15 protein-coding genes are annotated in these 21,954 nt (G+C 47.1%); 11 read left to right on the plus strand and 4 right to left on the minus strand.

Going from position 1 to position 21,954, the window contains the following annotated elements; all coding sequences use genetic code 11:
* The first annotated feature begins 390 nt into the window (after positions 1–390).
* A complete protein-coding gene (locus tag L5M71_RS01615; protein WP_006080843.1) occupies positions 391–759 on the plus strand; it encodes an acyl-CoA thioesterase in 369 nt (122 codons plus the stop codon).
* Positions 760–839: 80 nt separating this feature from the next.
* Here the strand turns inward: L5M71_RS01615 and L5M71_RS01620 are convergent, their stop codons facing one another.
* The 3 genes from L5M71_RS01620 to yiaY all read right to left on the minus strand — a co-directional run bounded on the left by L5M71_RS01620 (position 840) and on the right by yiaY (position 3,699).
* Positions 840–1,046: a hypothetical protein gene (locus tag L5M71_RS01620; protein ID WP_028760719.1), complete on the minus strand. Its 207-nt coding sequence runs from the start codon at positions 1,044–1,046 to the stop codon at positions 840–842.
* 288 nt (positions 1,047–1,334) lie between these two features.
* Positions 1,335–1,700, minus strand: coding sequence for a hypothetical protein (locus L5M71_RS01625; protein ID WP_028760718.1), 366 nt, complete (start codon positions 1,698–1,700; stop codon positions 1,335–1,337).
* Positions 1,701–2,550: 850 nt separating this feature from the next.
* A complete protein-coding gene (yiaY, locus tag L5M71_RS01630; RefSeq protein WP_028760717.1) occupies positions 2,551–3,699 on the minus strand; it encodes an L-threonine dehydrogenase in 1,149 nt (382 codons plus the stop codon).
* Positions 3,700–4,298: 599 nt separating this feature from the next.
* On the opposite strand from yiaY, the gene betI reads away from it, so the two are divergent.
* The 6 genes from betI to L5M71_RS01660 all read left to right on the plus strand — a co-directional run bounded on the left by betI (position 4,299) and on the right by L5M71_RS01660 (position 10,931).
* A complete protein-coding gene (gene betI / locus L5M71_RS01635) occupies positions 4,299–4,904 on the plus strand; it encodes a transcriptional regulator BetI (RefSeq protein WP_263206070.1) in 606 nt (201 codons plus the stop codon).
* On the plus strand, positions 4,895–6,358 hold the full coding sequence (betB, locus tag L5M71_RS01640) for a betaine-aldehyde dehydrogenase (RefSeq protein ID WP_263206072.1): 1,464 nt from the start codon (positions 4,895–4,897) through the stop codon (positions 6,356–6,358). The genes betI and betB overlap by 10 nt, the downstream gene beginning before the upstream one ends.
* Positions 6,359–6,367: 9 nt before the next feature.
* Positions 6,368–8,053, plus strand: coding sequence for a choline dehydrogenase (gene betA, locus L5M71_RS01645; RefSeq protein ID WP_263206074.1), 1,686 nt, complete (start codon positions 6,368–6,370; stop codon positions 8,051–8,053).
* A 363-nt stretch (positions 8,054–8,416) separates the two neighbouring features.
* Positions 8,417–9,634, plus strand: a complete 1,218-nt coding sequence (locus L5M71_RS01650) for a BCCT family transporter (RefSeq protein ID WP_263206076.1) — start codon at positions 8,417–8,419, stop codon at positions 9,632–9,634.
* A gap of 14 nt (positions 9,635–9,648) precedes the next feature.
* On the plus strand, positions 9,649–10,353 hold the full coding sequence (locus L5M71_RS01655) for a TorF family putative porin (RefSeq protein ID WP_263206079.1): 705 nt from the start codon (positions 9,649–9,651) through the stop codon (positions 10,351–10,353).
* A 101-nt stretch (positions 10,354–10,454) separates the two neighbouring features.
* A complete protein-coding gene (locus tag L5M71_RS01660) occupies positions 10,455–10,931 on the plus strand; it encodes a MarR family winged helix-turn-helix transcriptional regulator (RefSeq protein WP_006080852.1) in 477 nt (158 codons plus the stop codon).
* Positions 10,932–11,059: 128 nt separating this feature from the next.
* Here the strand turns inward: L5M71_RS01660 and L5M71_RS01665 are convergent, their stop codons facing one another.
* Positions 11,060–11,689 carry a peptidylprolyl isomerase gene (locus L5M71_RS01665; RefSeq protein WP_173497052.1) on the minus strand — a complete coding sequence of 210 codons (630 nt, stop codon included), beginning with the start codon at positions 11,687–11,689 and terminating at the stop codon, positions 11,060–11,062.
* A 566-nt stretch (positions 11,690–12,255) separates the two neighbouring features.
* On the opposite strand from L5M71_RS01665, the gene malQ reads away from it, so the two are divergent.
* From malQ to L5M71_RS01685, 4 genes are all read left to right on the plus strand, one after another.
* Positions 12,256–14,682, plus strand: a complete 2,427-nt coding sequence (malQ, locus tag L5M71_RS01670) for a 4-alpha-glucanotransferase (protein WP_263206081.1) — start codon at positions 12,256–12,258, stop codon at positions 14,680–14,682.
* A gap of 127 nt (positions 14,683–14,809) precedes the next feature.
* Entirely contained in the window at positions 14,810–17,041 is a 2,232-nt protein-coding gene (gene glgB / locus L5M71_RS01675) for a 1,4-alpha-glucan branching protein GlgB (protein ID WP_263206084.1), read from the plus strand.
* 1 nt (position 17,042) lies between these two features.
* Entirely contained in the window at positions 17,043–19,238 is a 2,196-nt protein-coding gene (gene glgX, locus L5M71_RS01680; RefSeq protein ID WP_263206086.1) for a glycogen debranching protein GlgX, read from the plus strand.
* 18 nt (positions 19,239–19,256) lie between these two features.
* Positions 19,257–21,791 (plus strand): glycogen/starch/alpha-glucan phosphorylase, encoded by a 2,535-nt coding sequence (locus L5M71_RS01685; RefSeq protein WP_263206088.1) that lies wholly within the window; start codon positions 19,257–19,259, stop codon positions 21,789–21,791.
* Positions 21,792–21,954 lie beyond the last annotated feature (163 nt).

Here is a 21,954-nt window from a genome sequence, read left to right on the forward strand (position 1 = left end):
AATCTCGAGTTGAGTATGAAAGAGTGTTACCCGTAAGCCTGTGTTTAGCTGCGTTGCAGCTGTTGTCCCCGTACAGTTCTCCTACATGTGCTGTGCGGGTTTTTAAGTCAAACCTTGTGACTTAACTTCCTACCCAGTAAGTTTTTGCTTGCCTTAGCTTGGCGACTCTATGAGTCGCTATTTTTTTGCTTATTGGTTCACTATTGTGCTGATTAATATGGTGCAACTCTGATGCGACTTGGTGCAATAATCGGATTATTTTACAGCATCTTATTGCTATCTCATTGTTATTTAATAGCTATCAAATGTGGCCTGAATAATGCTCTGAATATTACGGGAAGTTACAGTGCATTAAAGCTGATTATTGGCATTCACATTGAGGTCACCGCCATGAAATATTACAGTCGCCGTTTAGTTAAACCTGAACATTTAAATCCAGCAAATACCCTGTTTGGCGGTCAGTTGCTCAGTTGGATAGATGAGGAGGCCGCCATTTTTGCTGCCTGTCAGATGAAGAGCACGAGCCATGTGACTAAGCTGATTTCTGAAATCAACTTTATGACGCCAGCGCATCAAGGGGATGTGATCGAGTTTGGTCTGGAGCTGGTGAGTCTTGGCCACAGTTCTATTACCGTGAGTTGTCAAGTACGCAATAAGATGACGCAGGCGCCAGTGGTGAGTATAGATAAGATGGTGTTTGTGCATGTCAATGCCCAAGGATTGCCAGTGCCCCATGGTATTCGGGCGAATGCGGCTTAAGGGGCGTGGCGCTTAAAATGCGTGATGCTTAAATGTATAAGATGCTTAAAATGAGCAGTGACGCCTAGGCGTCACTGTCATTAGTCTTTGGTTAAATCTTCTTTTACCGATTTGACCGCATCCCGTGAAGCATGACCTATGGCTTTTGTCGTGTCTCGAGTCGCGTGGCCTATCTCAGTGGTGACTTCTTTAGTCGTTGTGCCGATGGCACGGCCTGCGTCCTTTAAATCCGCACAGGCGGATGTAGCGAGTAATAAAGGAATAATAATGAGCGTCGCTTTATTCATTGTGATGCTAATCCTCAATTTAAGTTCGTAACTCAATTTACTGGGCCTTGCCATTTTTACTGTGCTAAATGACATTCGGGACAATATAACAGATCTTGAGCTGAATCACGCTATGGCGACATTATCTGCTGAGTCGCCGTTGCAATGTTTCTGTTCGAGTATCAACCGAGTGAGCGAAACTAAGAGCATTAAATGACGTCGTGGGTTGAGTTATCGAACTCGACAAATAAAAACGCCAGTGGCGTTTTGCGCACTGGCGTCTAAGGTCGCTAAATAATACTGCAAAGATTATTCGAGTTTGGCTAAGCGTTGTTGATAGTCTTCAATCAGGTGCTGCATAATTTCTTCTGGCGCCGCATCGTCACAGCAATCGTCTAAAAAGATTTTAAAAGTGACTAAGGCATGGCCGTCATTTTTGAGTCTGTCACTCTGCATTGAGAAGTAAGCATCTTCATTTTCGGCTTTACGAACCACAAATTTATTCGTTTCGAAGGTTTTTTCCCCAGAAAGCTCGTGCCATTTAGTGATGCGATTTAACGCGATCTCACAGGACTGGTTCATTTCAATATGATTTAACCAAGTAACGGGATGTTCAGGATCTTTGTAATGTGGACATCTAACTGTGTAGTTATATACATGGGTGATTGCAGTCATAGCGTACCTACCTGTTCGAGGATATTGTTGCCATCATAGGCATCGTTTTTGAATTCGGTCAATCATTAATTAAGTCTATATAGCCTTGATGTTTTTTGACGGAGAAGGATAGTTACTGCATGAAAATTAACCATTTACTTAATCTGTCATGTCTCTATTTAGCATGAGTTTTATGCCAATAACTTTGTGCTAGATCTCAGTTTTGGGTGAAGTTTCGCTTTTGCTGAATTACTGATTAATAAAGCAACAACTTGGTCGTCAGTAAGTCTTATTGATAAAAAGAGCGAACAGCGGAGTAAATAGGTTAATTAGGCTTTGGTGGGCGCAATACGATTAAGTGGCAGCATAAGTTGTTGCAGAGGAAACGCAGAAGGCAGAATGGACAGAGGCCCATTCGTTAGAACGGGCCTCTCAGCTGGCTTCATCTTTTGCAGGGAAAAAGCGAACTGGGGCCATCTTATCGGATCTGTAACAGTCTGTAACCCACAGAGATCACGTTTTTTATATCATTTTGCTATGAATATTTTAGGTTCAGATCCTTTCTTCTTGAATATGCAGATTTGTGAGTGTTTTGTCAGTGCAAAGGTGCATAGACACTGAGTTTTATGTTGGTTTTTGTTACTTAATTTTTAAGATAGCAACTTACCTTACCATCTTGTTGATACAGGTGTAAAAAAGGCCCCAATAGTGCAGCAATAATCTGTGCACTATTGGAGCCTAAAACGAATTCATTGGAGGATGAAGTCGTGTTTACGCACTAGCAGGACAATAAGTCGTTATCCAGCAAGTTAGCGCACGATTACAGTGCGATAACTTGCGATTGGTAAGGTATGGCGATTACTGCGCACAATTACAGCGCATTAGTGAAGATCTGACAGATCTCCGCATGGGTCGCTTGTTTTGGATTGGTGAATCCACATGCATCTTTTAACGCGTTATCCGCAAGTGTTGGAATATCTTCCGCTTTCACGCCTAACAAGGTCAGGTTTTCTGGGATCTTAACCGCAACAGACAGTTTTTTGATTGCCGCTATCGCCGCACTAGCACCTTGCTCATCAGTCATCGCAGACACATCGACACCCATAGCCTTGGCAATGTCTTTTAAGCGAGCAGGGACGACCTGGGCGTTGTATTCCTGCACATGGGGCAGCAGCAGAGCGTTACACACGCCGTGGGGCAGATCGTAGAAACCGCCTAATTGGTGCGCCATCGCATGCACATAACCTAAGCTGGCATTGTTAAACGCCATACCTGCTAAGAACTGGGCGTAGGCCATTTGTTCACGGGCGTTGATGTCTTGACCGTTTTCAACTGCGTTGACTAAGTTAGCTTGAATCAATTCCATAGCCTTGATCGCACAGGCGTCGGTGATCGGGTTCGCTGCAATAGACACATAGGCTTCAACCGCGTGAGTCAGTGCATCCATACCTGTTGCGGCAGTTAGGCTCGCAGGCTTTTTCAGCATTAACTCAGGGTCGTTGACCGACAGCAAAGGCGTGGTGTGCTTATCGACAATCGCCATTTTAATGTGGCGGGCTTCGTCGGTAATGATACAGAAGCGCGTCATTTCACTGGCAGTACCTGCCGTCGTATTAATGGCCACTAACGGCAACTGTGGTTTCGCGGATTGATCTAACCCTTCGTAGTCTTTGATGCTGCCACCGTTGGTGGCAACAAGGGCGATACCCTTGGCACAATCATGGGGTGAGCCGCCGCCGAGTGAAATCACAAAGTCACACTTGTTGGCTTTTAACAGGGCTAAACCCGCTTCGACGTTGGTCACTGTTGGGTTAGGTTGTACACCATCATAGATGGTGGAGGTAATACCATTTTGACCGAGTTTTTCGGCCACTTCACCCACTAAGCCAATCTTGACTAAGGGTTTATCTGTCACTATGAGTGCGTGTTTAAAGCCTAAGGTTTTGATGTCACCGATAGCATCATCCACTGCGCCTTGGCCTAATACGTTGACAGAAGGAATAAAAAATTTAGCAGCCATAAAATCCACCTATTTGCTTGTAAAGATTAAGTTGTGTTCTTTTCTGGTGATCAAGCTACCAATTTGGAGGTAGTGAAAGTGTGAGCTTGATCGAGTTCGGCGCTTATCTGAGGGTAATTTCCCACTAAAGTTGGAACTGGGTAACTAAATTTCGGACTTTTATGACGGGTATTAGTGTTGGCGTACGATATGGTTTTTTAGCGTTGTTAGCGCCCCTGGTGATGCATCATTCCTGTGCATTTTTCGTTTACTTTTTATCCCACTTTTTATCCAGAGTTTGACGGCTCAATTGTTAAATCTAACAGAGGTTAAACCTCATAAACACTCTCATTTGTAGCATTAACTCCAATTAATTAGTTTGATATCTAATATTAATTCATGCGTGCTGCAGTGGTTGTGGTAGGGCCGCAAGTCAAAGGGATCTATACATTTATCTTGTTTTTATACATTAATTCTTTTTTGCATAACTAACTTGTGAGCTTTGTCACTGTGGCATTTTAGGTTGATAGTTACATCACTGATCATTATTATGATTGTTAATTGAACGTTCAATTAACGTCGTTCAGAGTATTGAGAGAGTGGTTATTCCTTGAGTATGTATGCCTAAAGCCGCAATGAAATTGATACGCAGACAGCAGCTTATCGATGCGACATTAGCATCGGTTGCCTTGCATGGATTGCAGCACACGACCATCAACAGCATTAGTCAGTTGGCGGGGATGTCGTCGGGGATCATCAGTCATTATTTCAGTGGTAAGCAGGGCTTGATCCAAGCGACGCTGCGCCACTTGCTCGAGCAGTTAAAGCAGGCGTTGCTCAATCGAATCCAAGGACAAGTGTTGGCGCCAACAGAGCGCTTAATGATGATAGTTGAAGCGAATTTTACCGAGTTACAGCGCTCACGAAATGTCACTCACACTTGGCTGAGTTTTTGGGCACAGGCCGTCCACGATCCTCTATTAGCCCGTTTGCAGAATATTAATAGTCGCCGCTTATACAGCAACTTACATTTTTCCTTTCGGCACGTGTTGCCCAAAGAGTTTGCCCTGATGGCTGCTAAGCAAACGGCGGCGATGATCGATGGATTTTGGTTACGCAGCGCCTTAAGTGAAACCCCTGAGCAGGATTTTGTTCAGACCGAAAAATTATGCAAAACCTTTATCCAAAATGTGATAAAGCAGCATGGAGTCAAAACATGTCAGTAGAAGTACAGTACAACTTTATTGCGGGTCAGCTGCTCGCTAACGATAGCGGCGAAACCTTCGACGTCGTCAATCCTGCCACTGGGCAATTGGCGTACCGAGTGCAAGTGGCCGATGAAAAAATTCAGCAAGCGGCCATCGAGAGCGCCAAAAAAGGCTTTGTGATTTGGTCTGCCATGAGTGCCACCGAACGCAGTCGTATTCTGTTAAAGGCGGTCGCATTATTGCGGGCTCGTAATGATGAACTCGCGGCAATCGAAGTGTGCGACACAGGTAAACCTTGGCAAGAAGCCTCAGTGGTTGATGTGGTCACAGGCGCAGATGCTATCGAATTTTTTGCCCATATTGCCCCAGGGCTTGAAGGCGCGCAGCAGCAAGTCGGTGGGGATTTTTATTACACCCGCCGCGAGCCCTTAGGCATTTGTGCTGGCATTGGCGCGTGGAATTATCCATTGCAAATCGCCTGTTGGAAGGCCGCACCTGCCTTAGCTAGCGGCAATGTGATGATTTTTAAACCTTCGGAAGAAACGCCGCTTGGCGCACTGAAATTAGCGCAACTCTTAAGTGAGGCGGGTTTACCTGATGGCGTATTTAACGTCGTCATGGGCGATGGCAAGGTTGGCGCTTGGTTAACGGGGCATCCGGATATTGCCAAAGTGTCCTTCACAGGCGAAGTCGGTACAGGCAAGAAAGTCATGGCCGCGGCGGCAAGTTCATTAAAAGACGTCACTATGGAACTCGGTGGTAAATCACCGCTTATCGTATTTGATGATGCTGATATCGATAATGCCGTTTCAGGTGCCATGCTCGGTAACTTCTATACCCAAGGTGAAGTCTGTACTAATGGGACGCGGGTGTTTGTCCATGAGTCAGTTTATCCACGCTTTATCGAAAAACTGCTTATGCGTACTCAAACCAATATTGTGGTGGGCGATCCTATGGCGCCAGAGACTAACTTTGGCGCCTTGATCTCCAAAGATCACCAGCAAAAAGTGCTCGATTATATTCAGCAAGGTATCGATGACGGCGCAACTCTGCTCACGGGAGGCATAACGTTAACGCCAGAGAATGCCCCTAATGGTTACTTTGTTGCCCCGACGATTTTCACCGATTGCACCGACGAGATGCGCATCTGTAAAGAAGAAATCTTTGGCCCTGTAATGTCCGTGCTTACCTTTAAAGATGAAGCCGAAGTGATTGCTCGGGCAAACAATACCGCTATGGGCTTGGCCGCTGGGGTGTTTACCCAAGATATCAGCCGTGCTCACCGGGTCATTCATCAGTTACAGGCGGGTATTTGCTGGATCAATGCCTATGGTGCCTCACCAGCCGAAATGCCTGTGGGTGGCTATAAGTTGTCGGGCATTGGCCGTGAAAACGGTAGCGAGACACTCAAGCATTACACTCAAGTTAAAGCCGTTTACGTGGGTCTGCAGCCCTTAGAAAGCCCATTTTAAGGAGGCATTTTGACTCAGTCATTAGAGCAAAAATATTATAACTACATCATAGTTGGTGCAGGCTCAGCGGGTTGTGTGCTCGCCAATCGCTTGTCAAAGGATCCTAAAAACGAAGTGCTGTTATTAGAAACCGGAGGCAGCGATAAGAGCATCTTTATTCAAATGCCGACGGCGTTATCAATTCCGATGAACAGCCCTAAATATGCTTGGCAGTTTGAGACGCAGCCTGAGCCGTATTTAGATAATCGCAAGATGCATTGTCCTCGGGGCAAGGTGCTTGGCGGTTCATCGTCGATCAATGGCATGGTATACGTTCGTGGTCATGCTAGGGACTTTGATGAGTGGCAGGCGCAAGGGGCGACCGATTGGGATTATAGCCACTGCTTACCGTACTTTAAGAAGGCGGAAACCTGGGCCTTTGGTGGTGATGAGTATCGCGGTGAGTCTGGGCCGTTAGGCGTGAATAACGGCAATCAAATGCAAAACCCGTTGTACCAAGCCTTTGTGGATGCGGGCATTGCGGCGGGGTATTTATCGACCGCCGATTATAATGCGGCGCAGCAAGAAGGTTTTGGCCCTATGCATATGACGGTCAAAAAAGGCGTACGCTGGTCAACCGCCAATGCCTATTTACGCCCAGCGATGGCTAGACGTAACCTCACGGTTGTGACCCATGCCTTAGTGCATAAAGTGTTATTGGAAGGCCAAATGGCCGTTGGCGTTCGCATTGAACATAAAGGTAAAGTTGAAGATATTCGTTGTAACAAAGACGTGATTTTAGCTGCAGGTTCAATAGGTTCGCCGCATTTGTTGCAATTATCAGGCATTGGCGATCCCAAAATATTGGCTGATGCTGGGGTCGAGTTACAACATGAGTTACCCGGTGTTGGTCAGAATTTACAGGATCATTTAGAGTTTTATTTCCAATTCAAATGCCTTAAACCGATTTCACTCAATGGCAAGTTAGATCCTTTTAACAAGTTCTTAATCGGTGCTCGGTGGATTTTAGATAGATCCGGTTTAGGGGCCACGAATCACTTCGAGTCCTGTGGCTTTATTCGCTCAAAAGCGGGTCTGGAGTGGCCGGATTTACAGTACCACTTTTTACCTGCGGCCATGCGTTACGATGGCAAAGAAGCCTTTGCGGGTCATGGGTTTCAGGTACATGTGGGCCATAACAAGCCTAAGAGTCGTGGTGCCGTGACCTTAGTGTCGGCAGATCCTAAAGCGCCACCTAAGATCCAGTTCAATTATTTACAGCATCCCGATGATATTGAAGGCTTTAGGGCCTGCGTGCGTTTGACCCGTGAGATCATCAATCAAGCGCCATTCGATGAGTATCGCGGTGAGGAAATTCAACCCGGCATACAAGTGCAAACCGATGCGCAAATCGATGCCTTTGTGCGTCAATCGGTTGAGAGTGCTTACCATCCTTCTTGTTCGTGCAAGATGGGCATGGATGCGATGGCGGTGGTGGATCCCGAAACCCGCGTGCATGGATTGCAGAATTTACGGGTGGTGGATTCTTCTATTTTCCCGACTATCCCGAACGGCAATTTGAACGCGCCGACCATCATGTTGGCCGAGCGCGCCGCGGATATGATTTTAGAGGCTGAGATGTTAGCGCCAGCGGACTGTGCCGTTGTGGTTGCCGACGCTTGGCAAACCATACAAAGAAGTACAGCTACAAGTTAACGGCGCAAGTTAACGCCATAAGTGCACAACATGCCTGCTCGGTCCGTCTTATCGATGGGCTGGCGGCTTCAACTTTGAAAAGACTCATTAATTGATGACTCAAAAGGGTCATGATTCATTTTGTCTAAAGGGTCGGTCAGCCCGCAGTGAGTGTGCAAATGACCGCTTTCACGACTGATCATCTATCAGGGTTTAACTATCGCGGAGTATTTTTAAGTAGCGATATTTAAGGCTTGAGGGCAGAACGTTGCCTTTAAAAATGGTTCAGTTTTTATTATTAAATAAAAACATGGAGTTACATTTTATGGGTTTATATCCAGATGCCGACTTATACCCAGTATCGACTGGGACTGAGTGCTCATTATGACTTGGTTATTATCCGCAGGGATACTGTTCACTTTTGCCGCGATTGCGTTTGTGATTTATCGCTGGGGCAATATTCGCTGTATCGGCGTGACGCCTGTGCGTACTTTTACCTTTATCGCGATTCTGTTTACCTCAGGACTTGATGTCGGCTTGATCATGTTTCCGCTCACCGAGTTTGCGGGTTACGCCAATGTGGCGGCGAGTCCTGAATACGGCTTTAGTAATCCGCTGGCGATTGAGTTTGGCTTCTGGGCCTTCTTGATTTGGAGCTTCTACTTTTTAACCTGTTTTTATTTTTGTGTCATCGAGCCTAGGGTGAGATTCTTCGATATTCCTTGGGTTAAGTTCATCAATAATATCGTAATTATTGGCACCTGCGCCTTTACCGCCTATTTGCTATTGAGCAATTTACCTTGGTATTTACCCGAATTAGGTGATGGCGAAACCATAGTCGGTAGCTTCTATTTAATCGTATTTATGGTGATCGCCGCGGCGGTATATTCCAGCACTAGCATACGTTATGTGCGTATCTTGAGTCTGGCGAGCACTTGGTTATTTTTAGGCTTGATTGCCATGATGTGGGCCAGTGCATTTTTATCGGCTGACTCGAGTGTGGGCGAGTTCTTTACGACCTTTGCCATGCTGGGTGACTACTTCGGCAATATTCAACATTTTGTGTTACCCATCAACGACTACCATGAGTTTTATCTGTTCTGGTGGTTTGCATGGAGCATTATGATAGGCCAATTTACCTCGCGCTTTGTCGGTGGCATGAAAACCTATCAAGTGCTGCTGGCCATGATGGTGTTTCCGTCTATCCCCATCGCGATTTGGTTCACTGTACTTTATTACTACAGCGCCAATGGCTTAGATACCTCGGGCTTCTATAATCTGGCGATGGTGATTGTGGGAATTACCTTTGTAATCAATTCCCTCGACTCACTGGTGCGCCTCTATACCGATAATCTTAATTTGACCATTGAGCGGTTAGGCAAGCTTAAATATGTCAGTTTTAACTTAGTCTTGCTCTGCAGTCTGACATTACTTTTTCAATTAGACTTTCTTCAAATTCAATGGGTTGGTGCAATCGCACTGGGCCTGATCTTTAGCTGTTTTGGTTACATCATGATGACGCAATTGCAAACTGTTCGTGCCATTGAGCGCTCGCCAAAAGAGAACAAAATCGACTTTACTAAAATTGAGCTAGCCAACTAATGGAAAAATTAATAATGAAATCAAAATGTTTTTATCTTGTCGCTGGAGGGTTGTTATTGGTGTCAACAGCGGCCAATGCCGGATTATCGGCCACTGTGACGGCGACGTCGGATTACACTTTTAACGGTGTCAGCCAAACTGACAGCGGCCCAGCGCTGCAAGGCAATTTGGATTATGGTTTTGATTCGGGATGGTATGTGGGTGGCTTTACCTCGAACGTCGACTTTGGGGGGAACGACAGCACTTGGTTGGAACTCGATGCCTATGTGGGTAAGTTTTATCAGCTCAATGAGCAACTGAGTTTCGATGTCGGACTGGCTTATTACACTTACCACGGCGAGTCGTTTTCCGATGAGTACAACTATCCTGAGCTGTATAGCAAGTTAGGGTATGATAGTTCACTGGGTCACTCTGAGGCTAAGTTGACCTATACATGGGATTACTTTGGTTTGGGTGGTGAGCATTACACTATGTTGCTTGGCCATACTGTCAGTGTCGCTGAAGGGCATAATATTCGCTTTAGTGTCGATCGCTCGACATCACTTGATAAGGATAAATGGTCATGGGATGGTGGCAAATCTTTTAATCATTTCCGTATCGCCTATCTGACCAGCTGGAGTGGCTTTGATTTCAGTCTTGCTGCCGAAGATACTAGCATGAACTTAGATACCAGTGACGAGCGTCTCGTGTTGTCGGTATCGCGTCAATTCATGTTGTAACCTCAGGGATTTTGCCTTAAAAGCGCCTCCCGTGGGTGAGTTCAGTCGCGCTTTCTGGTAAGGTGCACTCGTTGCTTAGAATGGGGAGAATGAAAAGAACGATGGAAAAGTACGAACAACTGCTTATTTCGCTGCGCCGAGTGATACGCGCTATCGACATTCATTCTCGCCAGCTGAACAAACACTCAGGTTTAACTGGGCCGCAATTGATGGTGATGCAGAAAATCGCCCAATTGGATGCGCCATTGGCTAAAACCGTGGCGGAAGAAATTACGCTCAGCCCTGCGACTGTAACGACCATTATCGATCGACTCGAGGGCCGTGGTTTAGTGATCCGTCTGCGCAGTGAGACTGACAAACGTAAGGTGCATTTATATCTTAGCGATGCGGGACGAGCGCTGTTACAGGACTCTCCTAAACCGTTACAGGATCATTTTATTAAGCGTTATCAGAATCTTGAAGAATGGGAGCAGAGTCAATTGCTCTCAGCCGTTGAGCGTATCGCGACTATGATGGACGCCGATAAAATTGATGCGGCGCCTATGCTCTTGGTGGGGAAGATCCAAGGGGATGAGTAATCGTTTAGCTCATGCTTTAAATTGATTAGACGTTAAAATCGATTAGATTTTAAAATGAAAAAGCACTGAATCTTCAGTGCTTTTTTGCTTTTAGTTAGATGTCGTTTAGCTGTGCGTCTTTTAGATGCTTAAGCAGCAGGGCAGCTTGTTTTAGCAACAGAGTTAATCAGGATTTCTTGCACTGGCGTATTAGCAAAACCACCGCTGTTTTTTGTCGGTACTATGCTGATTTGATCCGCCACATCCATGCCGTCGACCACTTTGCCAAACACGGCATAACCATAATTACTCGCAGACGCATCCAAATGTGGATTATCTAACACATTGATAAAGAACTGTGATGTTGCAGAGTTAGGATCATCCGTGCGAGCCATGGAGATAGTGCCACGTTTGTTGCTAATACCGACAGCGGCTTCATTCTTGATGGGGGCATCGCCTGGTTTGCTTTTGAGCCCAGTGGTAAAACCGCCGCCTTGGATCATAAAGTTATTAACGGTTCTATGGAATAAGGTGCCGTTATAGAATGACTTATCAACATACTGCTTAAAGTTTTTACCTGTGATTGGCATGTTAGTTAAGTCAATGGCAAGTGTGATATCGCCTTTCGTGGTTTTCATTAAATAACACACATCCGCAGCTAAGGCTGGCGGAGTGGGATCGGGCGTCGGTGGCGTCGGCGTTAAATCACCATCTGTACTTCCTTCACAACCCGTCAAGGCAATGCAGCCGACAAATAGTAATCCTGATAACTTCTTCATTTCATATCCTTATTCTCAATCATCATTGGGGTGTTTTTGCTTTAGCATTCCATGGGAGCGAGCCACTGGCGTATATGCGAGGGCATATCAGGTTCCATGAATTTAATGTTGTTATTATGTTTCTATGCTGTAGCGAGACGAGATGTTGACAGAGGAGAGATAGGCTGTTCAAGTTATAAAACGCAATTGATACAAAGTGTTGCACTGATGTCTGTGGTTAATATGTCACCTGACGTATTTGTTAGTATTAGTCTGAACGCAATGACATAAAAATGACTTACGCTTGTCATGTTATTTCTACCCATTTGCTCTTCACTTATTGCATGCTTTAGGAGCCATGCTTGCCCTCTTGCTGAACGCATGCCCCAATTTAGTGCATTCCACTCTTTATATCCTGATAGCTACTGAGCGCCAACTTAACTGAGTGCTTCTAGTAAGTTACTGATTTTTTGAAAAAGTTTTTTGTTATTTCTCTGAAATATTTATGTCATCTTCTTGTTACTTTTTGTTGGCATGGTTACTGTATATCTAAAGCTATGGATGAGCGGTCGCGGGGGCGACAAAATATGGGGCTGGAAAAGTTGCTGTATTTGCGGGGAGTTGGAGCAGAATTTACTGATTGTTTTGGCCAAAACATCCATATTTCCGAGCTAGACAGGCAAGGTATCTTGACCTGTATGTTACAGGAAAAAAACAGCGTGGCAGGGACTGCCATTGATGCTCCTGCTACAGAAGCGTTATCGAGTGATGCTGGGCTGACCTGTGTCGATGCGGTATTGACCGAAGCATTGATCGCGTCGCAAATTGACTTGCTGGATGCCCGTCCTTGGACTCAGGTGCTACCTGAATTCCATTGGTGTTTTGTGGATGAACCTTGGATAAGCCTTTGTTTACCAGAAACCTACACCTCAGATCTGAGTGTGGCGATTGAATGCGAACAGGGTGAGTCCATCGTATTCGATGTGCCTTTCTCGGCGCTTAAGTCCATTGGCGATTACCGCATTGAACAAACGCTTTATCTACACTATCGCCTTGATCTTACGCAACTGGGATTCGCACGCCTCGATTTAGCTGAGGCCAAGACCCAAGCTTTCCCTGACAACTTAATGCCCGCCGAGACTGAAGCGGTGAATTTAGCGTCCTATTTCCTGAGCAGCCAAGAGTTCACTAACAACCCTGCATTCACAAAAAACCAAGACTCATTTGTGCAAGTAGCAGACAAAAATGCGAGTGATTTCTCTGTGTTAGGTTTGGGCTTTCATCGCATAGCCTTAAGCTTAAAACATGCCCTATCGACAAGTGCACAAGCGGCAAGCTCTGCGCTAGAGGGCTGTGTGACGGCAGAGGCTGATACTCGTACTTTGTTCTCTGGTACCTTAATGGTGGCGCCGCGGGCCGCTTACCAAGGCGTACTCACGGCTGTTGCCCAAGGTAAACGCCATAAACCTTGGGGGATCAGCGTCCAACTCTACAGTTTGCGCAGCGAGAGCCAATGGGGCATTGGCGACTTTGGTGATTTAGAACAACTGATCGGGCTGGTGGCGGCGCAGGGCGCGGATTTTATTCAACTCAATCCCTTGCATGCCCTCGATATCGCGGCGCCAGAGCATCCGAGTCCCTATAGTCCGTGCGATCGCCGCAGACTTAATCCTCTATATATTCAATTACAAAGCGTTCCTGAATACCAAACTCTTGCCACTGAATTTTCAAGTTCTACTTGGGTAGAGGCTATCGCTTTACTGAATCGTGATAATTGGCTCGATTATCCTAAAGTGAGCGAGCTGAAATACCGTGCCTTTGAGCAGTTATATCGCGTTTTTTGTGACACGCATCTGGCGAACGACACGCCCAGAGCGCAAAGATTCCATGAATTTGTGCGTGAGCAGGGCAGTGCGCTACAAGAGTTTGCTCAAGCGGAATATTTGCGTAGTCCTAAAGCGTTTGTGCAAGAGGAAGGTTTCTATCTTTACCTGCAATTTGTGGCTGAAAAGCAGTTACACCTCTGTCAGCTAAAAGCGAAAGAGGTGGGGATGGGGTTGGGATTGATCCGTGATTTGGCCGTTGGTGCAGCGCTGCAGGGCAGTGAAGTACAGGCCAATGCCGAGCAGTTTTGTTTGAATGCCAGCATAGGTGCACCGCCCGATCCCTTCGCACCCCAAGGACAAAATTGGGGTTTAACGCCACTCGATCCGGTTAAGTTAAAACAACATAATTTCAGTCATTTTATCGCCTTGAACCGCGCCAATATGGAAAGCTGTGGTGCCTTGCGTATCGATCATGTGATGGGCTTACTGCGACTCTGGTGGTGGCCGCTGGATAAGCAACTCGGTCATGGTGCCTATGTGTATTATCCCGTCGAAACTTTGCTTGCCATCGTTTGCCTTGAGAGCCAACGTGCTCGCTGTGTGGTGATTGGCGAAGATTTAGGACTGGTGCCACCTGAAATTATTCATCGTCTCTACACTTCTGGCATTTATTCCAACGAGTTGTTCTATTTCTGCAAAGACCATCAAGGCTTTAAATCACCGGATCAATATAAGTCCCAAAGCTTAATGATGCTGGCGAACCACGATGTGCCGACTTTAGTCGCTTGGTGGTGTGGCAGTGATTTACACCTGCGTCGACAGTTATCCCTGTTTGAAACTGACGAGCAGCTAGGCGAGGCGCTCGCTGGGCGTGAACATGAAAAGCAGCAACTCATTTCACTGTTAGTCGCTCAAGGTCTGTTAGCCGAGGCGGCGATAGCCGAACTCGATATTCAAACCTTGCTCACGGCTTGGATGACCTTAGGAGCTCGCGGTAATAGTGCGCTATACAGCGTGCAACTGTGCGATTTATTAGCCGATCGCCATGCGGTGAACATTCCTGGTACTTGGCTCGAATATCCAAATTGGCAGCGTCGCCTGCCGCTGAATTTAACGCAAGTGTCGACTTCGCCAGAGATACTGCAGCGATTACAAAATATCGCTGTGGCGAGACAGCTACCGAGCTAAATCTAGCACCAGCGAAAGGCAGCCTAAGTCGCACCACATTATGCCATCCCTAAAGATGAGATTATTAGGGGGATGTGGGTAAAGAGTGCCAATTTGCAAGTTTAATTGACTGATAAACGGAAGAAAAATGATGACTCAAGCCAATGCCTATTTCTACGATGGTGCCGACGTCGCCCTACTTAATGGTCAATACACTGATGTTTTTTCGCTCTTGGGTATGCACTGTGCCAACGAGGGTAAGGCATTAATTGTTCGTTGTTTTTTTCGCAATGCCCTCAGTGTGGATGTGATCAGCATTAAAGATGGCCGCAAAGTAGCGAGTTTGGACAAAGTCAACGAGCAGGGACTGTTCGCCGGCACTCTGGGACGACGCGTCAAGCCGTTTCTCTACTTGCTACGGGTGGAATATCCCCTGTGTCAGTTAGATATAGTCGACCCTTATCAGTTTGATTCACTGCTCAATAGTGACGATATTTACCTGTTTGGTGAAGGCAGCGCCGAGCGTGCCTATGAATTTTTAGGTGCCAACTGGCGTCAAACCCAAGGCGTCGAAGGCGTGCATTTTTGTGTGTGGGCACCCAATGCTAAGCGGGTGTCTGTGGTGGGAGATTTTAACCATTGGGACGATACTCGCCATGTGATGCGCCAACATATTGCCAATGGTTTATGGGAGCTATTTTTACCCAATGTGGCCGAAGGTGCACACTATAAGTTTGATTTGGTTTATCAAAATGGTGAGCGCCATACTAAATCCGATCCTATGGCAACCCAAATGGAATGCGCGCCCCACAATGCTTCTATCGTGCCCAAAAAAGCCCACCATAGCTGGAATGATACCGCTTGGATGAGTAAGCGAGCGGCGACTGCTTGGCATAAAGCGCCCATGTCGGCCTACGAAGTGCACTTAGGTTCGTGGCGTCGTAAGGGAGAGCAAGGCGAGCAATATCTTGATTATCAAGACTTGATTGAACAGCTTATTCCCTATGTGAAAGAGCAAGGCTTTACCCACATCGAACTGATGCCGATCAGCGAGTTTCCCTTTGATGGTTCGTGGGGATATCAGCCTGTGGGTCTCTATGCGCCGACCCACAGATTTGGCGATGCCAATGGGTTAAAGGCCTTTGTGGATGCCTGCCATCAGGCGGGGATTGGTATTATCCTCGATTGGGTGTCGGCGCATTTCCCTAAGGATCCCCACGGCTTAGTGCGTTTCGATGGCACATGTCTGTATGAGCATGAAGATCCTCGCAAGGGTACACATCCCGATTGGGATACCCTAATTTATAACTATGATCGCGGTGAAGTGCGCAGCTTCTTGTTGAGTAATGCCTGTTACTGGCTGCGGGAGTTCCACTTTGATGGCCTGCGTCTCGATGCCGTGTCTTCTATGTTGTATCTCGATTACAGCCGCGAGCCGGGCCAATGGCTGCCTAATGCCTATGGTGGACGGGAGAATCTCGAAGCCATTAGTTTCTTACAAATTTTGAATCAACGCCTGTACCAAGCTTTCCCCGGCATTTGCATGATCGCCGAAGAGTCCACCGCCTTTGCGGGAGTGACTAAGCCGACGGATCAGCAAGGTCTCGGCTTTGGTTTTAAGTGGAATATGGGCTGGATGAACGACAGCTTAAGCTACTTAGGCCGTGACCCGCTTTACCGCCAGTTCCACCATCATCAATTGACCTTCAGTTTAATGTACGCCTATACCGAGCAATTTATGTTGTCCGTGAGTCACGATGAAGTGGTCCACGGCAAGGGTTCGTTGCTGCATAAAATTCCCGGTGATGATTGGCAGAAATTTGCAACTCTGCGTGCTTATTACGGTTTTATGTGGGGGCATCCCGGTAAGAAATTACTCTTTATGGGCTGCGAGTTTGGTCAGCGAAATGAGTGGAACCATAACCAGAGTTTAGATTGGCACTTATTGGCCTATGAACCGCACCAAGGCGTCCAGCGTTGGCTTAAAGATCTCAATCACTTATATCAAAAAATGCCAGCCTTATCGGTTCAGGATTACGAGGGCGCAGGATTTAGTTGGCTAGATTGTGAGAATAGCCGCGACAGCATCTTTACCTTTGTGCGTTACGGGTTAGCGGGTGATGCACCGTTAGTGTTTGTCATCAACATGACGCCCCAATTGCACACTGGGTTCCGTATTGGTTTGCCCTTGGCGGGGGATTACCGCGAATATCTTAATAGCGATAGCCAGATTTATGGTGGCAGTAATCAAGGTAATGCGGGCACTGTGGTTGCTGAGTCGCTACCGTGGCAGGGAATGGCGCAGAGCGCGCTGATCACTGTGCCGCCCTTGGGCTGCCTAGTGATAGGGCCTGCAACTGGATTGGCTGAGGCGAACTAGCATGCAAAAGCCTACGGCTGATGATATTAAGCTTAATCCTGACGCTAAAAACCACCCATTTCAAAGCGAAAAATGGGCGTTAGGGGTAGGTGAGCCTTTTCCGCTCGGTGCTAATGTTGAAGGCGATGGCGTCAACTTTGCGTTATTTTCAGCTAACGCCACAGCGGTCGAGTTATGTTTATTTGATGACAATGGCGAGCAAGAAATCGCGCGGATTGCGTTAACTGAGCAAACCCAGCAAATCTGGCATGTGTTTGTGCAAGGGCTTAAGGCGGGGCAACTCTACGGTTATCGCGTTTATGGCTCCTATGAGCCTCTGCTTGGTCATAGATTTAACCCCAATAAATTATTGCTCGACCCCTATGCGCGCCAGCTCGTCGGTGAATATCGCGACCATGAGTCTAACTATGGTTACGAGCTGAACCACATGGATGAAGATTTATCTTTCAGTAAGTTAGATAACGCTGCCCATGTGCCAAAATGCAAGGTCGTGGACATTCGTCCATTAATCGATATCGCCGCTAAGCAGTCGATTCAGCCCCTTGCGACTAGGTTTCAGCCCAAACCCCTAGAGCGCAGCATTATTTATGAGATGCACGTTAAAGGCTTTACGGCGGCGCATCCTGAGATTGAACCTAATAAACGCGCCACCTTTGCGGGCTTAGCGACTCAGCCTGCTATCGATTATTTGGCTGAACTTGGGGTGACGTGCGTCGAGTTACTCCCTGTACAGGCCTTTTTCACTGAACCATTTTTGCTCGAGAAAAAGCTCACTAACTATTGGGGTTACAACAGTATCGGCTTTTTTGCCCCTGAGCCGAGTTATCTGTCATCCGACGATATTGGTGAGTTTCGGGCCATGGTGGATGCACTTCACGGCGCAGGTATCGAAGTGATCCTCGATGTGGTCTATAACCACAGCGCCGAGGGGAGTCGACTTGGGCCGACCTTTAGTTTTCGTGGCATAGATAATCTCAGTTATTACCGCCTGCATCCGAATGATAAGCGTTTTTATATTAATGATACGGGTTGTGGAAACACCTTAAATATCAACCATCCACGCATGTTACAGCTCGTACTAGATTCGCTGCGTTATTGGGTAGAAATCATGGGTGTCGATGGGTTTCGCTTCGACTTGGCGGCTTGCTTAGGTCGCGAGGCCTATGGTTTTGATCCCGGCTCAGGTTTCTTCGATGCGCTGTTGCAAGACCCTGTTTTGTGCCGAGTGAAATTGATTGCTGAGCCTTGGGATATTGGCCCCGGTGGTTATCAATTGGGCAATTTCCCCGTGGCTTTTAGCGAATGGAACGACAGATATAGAGACACTATGCGCCGCTTTTGGCGCGGCGATCACAGCATGTTGCCCGAATTTGCTCGGCGTTTTCACGGCTCGGGGGATTTTTTTGAGCACAGTGGCCGTCCACCTGCGACTAGTCTTAATTTTTTAACCAGTCACGACGGTTTTACCCTTAAAGACTTGGTGAGTTATACCCAGCGCCATAACTTGGCAAATGGGGAGGATAACCGCGACGGTCACCAAGAAAACTTCAGCCATCATTATGGGATTGAAGGGGAAACCGAAGATAGCTCAATTCTGGCACTTCGCAGTCGTCAACAACGTAACTTATTGACTACGCTATTTTTATCCCAAGGTGTGCCTATGTTGTTGAGCGGTGATGAGACGGGCCGCACTCAGCAAGGCAACAATAATGCCTATTGCCAAGACAATGAACTGAACTGGTTTGATTGGTCGGCAAAGGGCATGGACACTGAGCTGTTGGCCTTTACTCAACAGCTTATTGCCCTGCGGAAACGTTTCCCGCTGTTATGTGCTAAGCGCTTCATTCACGAACAGTTATTGGCTGAATCCTTAGCCGATATTGGTACTCGATTAGATTGGTTTAGTCGCCAAGGTGAACAAATGACCAAGAGCTTGTGGACCGAATCTATGTGCCGCAGTTTGTCTGTGGTGCTTTCCGGTGATTTAGAAGATCAAGGCAAGCAGCAAGCTTTGCTGTTGATGGTTAATGCCGACGACAATCCTCTCGCTTTTACCCTGCCGACTTTCGAGCACTTGAGTCCGTGGCAATGCCTTATTCATACCCAAACTGAGCCGCTGGATGTTCAGATCTCTGCGACGCGATACTTACTGCAAGATCGTAGTCTCATGCTTTTTCATGCTGATTTGATTTTATAGGAAATGAAGGAATTAACTATGAGTGACAAAAGCGAGCTGAGCCCCAATACCAGCGAAAAACCAGTAACACTAGCTCAGTCAAAAGCCGCGAGCAAGAAGGCGCCAGCTAAGCGTCAGACTAAGTCTAAAGCCGCTGAGCCCTGTGAACCCTGCGATGCTTTGCCCGCTTCCTTTGAGCGCCATTTACGTTATGGACTCAGCCGTGGCGAAGGCGTGAGCTGCGAATTATTTCAAGCGTTAGCATACAGCGTGAAAGAACAGATGCTAGATAATTGGCGTCAGACTCGAGTGGATGACAGCCATTTTAAGCGCAAGCAAGTGGCGTATTTATCCCTCGAATTTTTGATGGGCCGGGCGCTAGGTAATGCACTACTGAGTTTAGATTTGCAACAAGATAGCCGTGATGCCTTGAGCAACTATGCGGTATCGTTAGAAGAGTTAGAAGAGGCCGAACATGATGCCGGTTTAGGCAACGGCGGCCTAGGTCGATTAGCAGCGTGTTTCCTCGATAGCTGCGCCAGCATGGACTTATCAGTGACAGGCTATGGCATACGTTACGAATATGGCATGTTCGCCCAGAAGATAGTCGACGGTTATCAAGTTGAACGCCCTGACCGTTGGCTGCGCGAAGGCAATCCGTGGGAAGTGCGCGTGCCGACCCACAACGTGACAGTGCCATTTTTTGGCCACACAGAATCCTATGTCGATAAACAAGGCCGTCGGCACATTATTTGGGTTGAAACCCAAGATGTGCTCGCCGTCGCCTATGACATGCCTGTTCCCGGTTATCGCAATGGGCGGGTAAATACCTTGAGATTGTGGAAGGCTGAAGCGACCGATGATTTTGATTTAGCTGAGTTTAACCAAGGCGACTACACGGAAGCCGTGGCCCGTAAAAACTTGGCCGAGCAGATCACTATGGTACTCTATCCTAATGATGCGAGCGAGAACGGCAAAGAGCTGCGATTACGGCAGCAATACTTTTTATCCTCCGCTAGCTTGCAGGATTTACTCAAACGTTGGGTGAGTCGTCATGGTCATGATTTTACGCAGTTTGCCGCTAAAAATGTCATGCAGTTGAATGACACTCACCCTAGCATTGCCGTGCCTGAGTTGATGCGATTATTGATCGACGAATACGGTTTGGAATGGGACAGTGCGTGGGCGATTACCAGCCAGACCATGGCTTACACTAACCATACCCTGTTGCCTGAAGCACTAGAGCGTTGGCCCGTGCGTATGATGGCGCAAATGTTGCCACGCATCTTAGAAATCATTTATGAAATCAACGCCCGTTACTTAGATATAGTCGCCCACCATTGGCCAGGAAATAGTGAGAAATTGGCGAGTATGTCAATTATTCAAGATGGTCCACATCCCCATGTGCGTATGGCGTATTTGGCGATTGTGGCGAGTTTCTCGGTCAACGGTGTCGCGGGTTTACACACGCAACTACTCAAATCTGGGTTGTTTAAGGATTTCTATGAGTTGTGGCCGCATAAGTTTAATAACCGCACTAATGGTGTGACGCCAAGGCGTTGGCTTGCCCATTGTAACCCTGCCTTAGCTAAGTTACTGACTGCCCATTTAGGTCAAGAATGGGTGACAGACTTAAGCCAGTTAACGGCGCTCAATGCTCTCACACAGGACAAGGCGTTTATCCAAAAATGGCGTGATGTGAAGCAAGCCAACAAGGCTTTGCTGGCTAAGATGATTGTTAAGGAATGTGGGGTTGAGTTCGATCCGGCTATGCTGTTTGACGTGCAAGTGAAGCGTATTCACGAATATAAACGTCAGTTACTCAATATCTTGCATGTGATTCATCTCTATCATCAGATCCAGCAAGGCCACACCGAAAACATGGTGCCACGTTGTGTATTGATCGGCGGTAAAGCGGCGCCCGGTTACTTTATGGCTAAGTTGATCATCAAGCTCGCCAGCAATGTTGCTCATATGGTCAATTCCGATCCTATGGTGACGCCTTATCTACGCTTTGCTTTCTTACCCAATTACAACGTCAGCGCCATGGAAAAAATCTGTCCGGGGACTGACTTATCCGAGCAAATTTCAACCGCGGGCAAAGAGGCATCGGGCACGGGCAATATGAAGTTCATGATGAACGGCGCCCTGACAATCGGCACTATGGATGGCGCCAATATCGAGATGTTAGAGGAAGTGGGCTCTGAGAACTTCTTCCTGTTTGGACTCAATGCGGAGCAGGTCTCGCAGGTACGTAACCATTATCATCCGCGCAGTATTATTGATGATTCACCGGCGTTATCTGAGGTGATGAAGTTACTCAAAAGTGGTCACTTCAATCTGCTTGAGCCGGGGATTTTCGATCCCATTATTACCGCCATCGAAAGCAGCGACGATCAATGGATGACGGCCGCCGACTTTGACAGTTACCGAGTCGTGCAAGAAGCCGTGGCGCGGGCCTATAAAGATCCGCAGGTGTGGACGCAGATGAGTATTCGCAATACCGCCGCCAGTGGGCGTTTTTCGAGTGATGTGACGATCGCGGGTTATCGCGATGAAATTTGGAAACTGTAAGGGCTGGGCTCTGGGTAATAAGTCTTGTTATTGCGGACGAGTATAAAGGTTAAGTGTTTGAAAGGAATGCAACAATCAATGGAAGGAATGGGGAATGCAAGTGAGAAATACTCAGGGGAATACGGCTGTTTCTGCCGTATCGAGAAGCCATTTATGGGCAATC

Origin of the sequence: Shewanella sp. SW1 (assembly GCF_025653545.1) — a bacterium.
GTDB classification, from domain to species: Bacteria; Pseudomonadota; Gammaproteobacteria; order Enterobacterales; family Shewanellaceae; genus Shewanella; species Shewanella oncorhynchi.

Bases quoted from the DNA above. Each gene is read 5' to 3' on its own strand.
- yiaY (WP_028760717.1), bottom strand. From the start codon at position 3,699: ATGGCTGCTAAATTTTTTATTCCTTCTGTCAACGTATTAGGCCAAGGC.
- betB (WP_263206072.1), top strand. From the start codon at position 4,895: ATGTCAGTAGAAGTACAGTACAACTTTATTGCGGGTCAGCTGCTCGCT.
- L5M71_RS01620 (WP_028760719.1), bottom strand. From the start codon at position 1,046: ATGAATAAAGCGACGCTCATTATTATTCCTTTATTACTCGCTACATCC.
- glgB (WP_263206084.1), top strand. From the start codon at position 14,810: ATGATGACTCAAGCCAATGCCTATTTCTACGATGGTGCCGACGTCGCC.
- L5M71_RS01650 (WP_263206076.1), top strand. From the start codon at position 8,417: ATGACTTGGTTATTATCCGCAGGGATACTGTTCACTTTTGCCGCGATT.
- L5M71_RS01665 (WP_173497052.1), bottom strand. From the start codon at position 11,689: ATGAAGAAGTTATCAGGATTACTATTTGTCGGCTGCATTGCCTTGACG.
- L5M71_RS01685 (WP_263206088.1), top strand. From the start codon at position 19,257: ATGAGTGACAAAAGCGAGCTGAGCCCCAATACCAGCGAAAAACCAGTA.
- L5M71_RS01625 (WP_028760718.1), bottom strand. From the start codon at position 1,700: ATGACTGCAATCACCCATGTATATAACTACACAGTTAGATGTCCACAT.
- glgX (WP_263206086.1), top strand. From the start codon at position 17,043: ATGCAAAAGCCTACGGCTGATGATATTAAGCTTAATCCTGACGCTAAA.
- L5M71_RS01655 (WP_263206079.1), top strand. From the start codon at position 9,649: ATGAAATCAAAATGTTTTTATCTTGTCGCTGGAGGGTTGTTATTGGTG.
- malQ (WP_263206081.1), top strand. From the start codon at position 12,256: ATGGGGCTGGAAAAGTTGCTGTATTTGCGGGGAGTTGGAGCAGAATTT.
- L5M71_RS01615 (WP_006080843.1), top strand. From the start codon at position 391: ATGAAATATTACAGTCGCCGTTTAGTTAAACCTGAACATTTAAATCCA.
- L5M71_RS01660 (WP_006080852.1), top strand. From the start codon at position 10,455: ATGGAAAAGTACGAACAACTGCTTATTTCGCTGCGCCGAGTGATACGC.
- betI (WP_263206070.1), top strand. From the start codon at position 4,299: ATGCCTAAAGCCGCAATGAAATTGATACGCAGACAGCAGCTTATCGAT.